This window comes from uncultured Allobosea sp. (genome assembly GCF_945957345.1).
Taxonomy (GTDB): domain Bacteria; phylum Pseudomonadota; class Alphaproteobacteria; order Rhizobiales; family Beijerinckiaceae; genus Allobosea.
The window spans coordinates 1-2,771 of record NZ_CAMFKW010000110.1 but is presented as its reverse complement, the minus strand read 5'-3'; the positions used below and the strand labels follow the sequence as shown (position 1 = coordinate 2,771).

Genomic DNA, 2,771 nt, shown 5'->3' with positions numbered 1-2,771 from the left:
CCCGGACCGTCTGCTCGGTCTCGTTGCCGGCATCGAAGGGCACGACGATCGCCGGGCGGCCGGCCGTGACGAGGTCGAGGACGGTGTTGTAGCCGGCCTGGCTGATCGAGACGGCGCAACCGGCCAGCAGCGCGGGAAAGTCCGGCCGCGCCCGTTCGATCACGACCTTTTCGGGCGCTTCGGCCATTAGCAGCGCCAGGTCGTCCTCGGTCATGCCCCGCCCGGCGAGAAGCCGCCAGCGACGCCCGGATCGATCGAGCCGCGCCGCGGCGACAGCGCAGGCGAAGAGCGGCAAGGCCGCGGCCGACCCGCCGCCGGAGACGATGATCTCGCCATTCTCCTGCACTGCTCCAACGGGCCGATCGTCAGCGAGATAGCCGGTATAGCGCAGCTTCGCCGCCAGCCCCTCGCCCACCGGCCATGACCGCTCGAGCGGCAGGAAGCCGGCATCGCCATGGACCAGGACAGCATCGAACAACCCGGCGATCCGCTCCTCGGCCTCGGCGATCCGGTCCGGCCGCGGCGTCACCAGCACATCGCGCACCGAGGACAGCGCGAGCGCCTCGGGTCTTGCTGCCTTCGCCGCCGCGATCAGCGCGAGGAACTCCGCGGCCAGTTGCCGCCGGCCGAAGGGGAAATGCTCGACGATCACGACATCAGGCCGCAATCGCGCCGCCAGCTCTTCCAGCATGGCGATGCGGGCGGTCCTGCGCTCCGGCTCGATCAGCTGGCCGTTTTCATCGAGCAGCGTACGGAAATCGGTGCCCTCGGTCCTGATGACAGGCAATTGCACGAAGGCGAAGGGCTCGCCCTCCATGTCTCGCAACGGCATGCCGCCGCTGGCGAGCGTCACAGTGAAACCGCCACGGGCAAGCGCCCGCGCCAGATTCGCGGCCCGTACCAGATGGCCGCTGCCGAGCAGATGCGTCACCGCGATCAGGACGGAGGCGCTCATGCGCCCTCGCCGGCCGAACGCTTCAGCATTGCCGCGACTCGGTCAAGCCCGGCCTGAGCCGAGAAGGCTCGCGTCAGCCGGGCATAGGCCGCGTCTCCCAGCGCTACGCGCCGCGAAGGTGCGATGGCCAAGCGGTTCAGCGCCGCAGCCAGAGCCTCGATATCTCCCGGCGGTACCAGCAGGCCCTCGACGCCGTCGCGCACGAATTCCGGGATTCCCGCGAAATCGGTCGCGACGATCGGCAGGCCCTGGCTCGCCGCTTCCATCACCACATTGGGCAGGCCATCACGGTCGCCGTCGCCGGCCTCCTTCGAAGGCAGCACGAAGAGGTCGGCGGCCCGCAAAGTGGCGATGACCTCGTCCTGCGCCTTCGGCCCGGCCCAGACGATCCGGTCGTCGAGCCCGAGCGCCTGAGCCTGCGCCTGCAGGGTCTTCAGCTTCTCGCCGCCACCGATATGCGTCAGCCGCCAGTTCAGCGTGCAGGGCAGCTTGACCAAAGCTTCCAGCAGGTCGTCGAAGCCCTTCTTCGCCACGGCGCGCCCGATGGTGACGAAGCGTACCGGATCGTTCACGTCCGAGCCGTCTCGCACCGATCGCTCGCCCGGCACCGGAAAGCGTGCGAGGTCAAGCCCATGATAGAGCAGCGCGACCTTGTCCGGCCTGTCGGAAAGCCGCTCCAGCTCGCGATGCCCGTCGCGCGTGCAGGTGACGCCCCATTGGGCCGAGGCGATCTTCTCGCGCTTCTCCCAGTCTGCCGTCGTCCAGATGTCCTTGGCATGGGCCGAGAACGACCATGTCAGGCCGCCGAGCAAGGCGGCATAGCGGATCACGGAAGCGGGCGTGTGCAGGTAATGCACATGCAGATGCGTGATATCCTGGGGTAATTCATGCGCCATCACGCAGGCCTGACCGAAGCGACGCCAGCGATTGCGCGTCCCGTCGCGGGCGAGATCGCGCAGGAAGACCGGCAGCAGACGCAGCAAGCCCGGCCGCAGCAAAGCAGCAAGCAGCCCGCGCGCCACCCGCGCCGGCTCGTCATGCAGATATTCCGGCAGATAGCGCACCGGCGCCGTGATCTGGTTGTGCATCAGGTGCTTGGCCGCATCGGTCGGATGGCGCAGGGACCAGATCTCGAACGGCAAACCGCGCTGCTGCAACCCCAGCAACTCCTGCGCGATGAAGGTCTCCGACAGGCGCGGGTAGCCCTTCATGGCCACCGCGATGCGCGGCGTCGTGCCAGCCGTCATCGCTGCCCGATCAGCATGAAGCGCGTATAGTTTTTCGTCGGCCGCGCACCGGCGAACCAGACCTCGGATAGCCCCGCCTGCTCGCGGAAAGCGTCGAGCGAGGGAACGCAGCTCCGGTGGTCGGGCTCGCGGAAATAGTCGTTGGACTGCAGCACCAGCGGCAAGCCCTTCGGCAAGGTCGCAAGCCAGCCCGGCACGTCGTCGAGATGCTCGCAGCTCGTGTTGATGACGAGGCCCGGCGCGGGCGACTGCGCCGCGAAATCGACCGCCATCATATCGGCTGTCAGCGCCTGGAAGCGCTCCGCCGCGACATGGCGATGGTTCAGGATCTCCGCGATCGGCGCGCAGGTCGGATCGATATCGAGGCTGACGATCGCGGGAATGGCGAGCCTCTCGTCATCGAGCAGCAGCGCTCCGAGCACGCCATACCAGGCACCGAGCACCCAGACCGGTCCCTCCGGCTTCGGGTAGGTCTCGGCCAGGGCAGCGACCAGCCACTGCTTCGAGGCGATCTGCTTGTGGTTGCAGGCGATCGACAGGTCCGGCGGCGCGCCCTTGCCGTAGAGCCG

General features: G+C 68.2%; 3 protein-coding genes. All 3 read right to left on the bottom strand.

Annotated elements, in window-relative coordinates; translation table 11 throughout:
* The coding region (locus tag Q0Q36_RS25075) for a glycosyltransferase (RefSeq protein ID WP_293802614.1) at positions 1-955 on the bottom strand (955 nt) is incomplete at its 3' end.
* Positions 952-2,202 (bottom strand): glycosyltransferase, encoded by a 1,251-nt coding sequence (locus tag Q0Q36_RS25070; protein ID WP_293802612.1) that lies wholly within the window; start codon positions 2,200-2,202, stop codon positions 952-954. The genes Q0Q36_RS25070 and Q0Q36_RS25075, both read right to left, overlap by 4 nt.
* Positions 2,199-2,771 (bottom strand): class I SAM-dependent methyltransferase (locus Q0Q36_RS25065; RefSeq protein WP_293802611.1); only part of this gene is annotated, 573 nt, incomplete at its 5' end. The genes Q0Q36_RS25065 and Q0Q36_RS25070, both read right to left, overlap by 4 nt.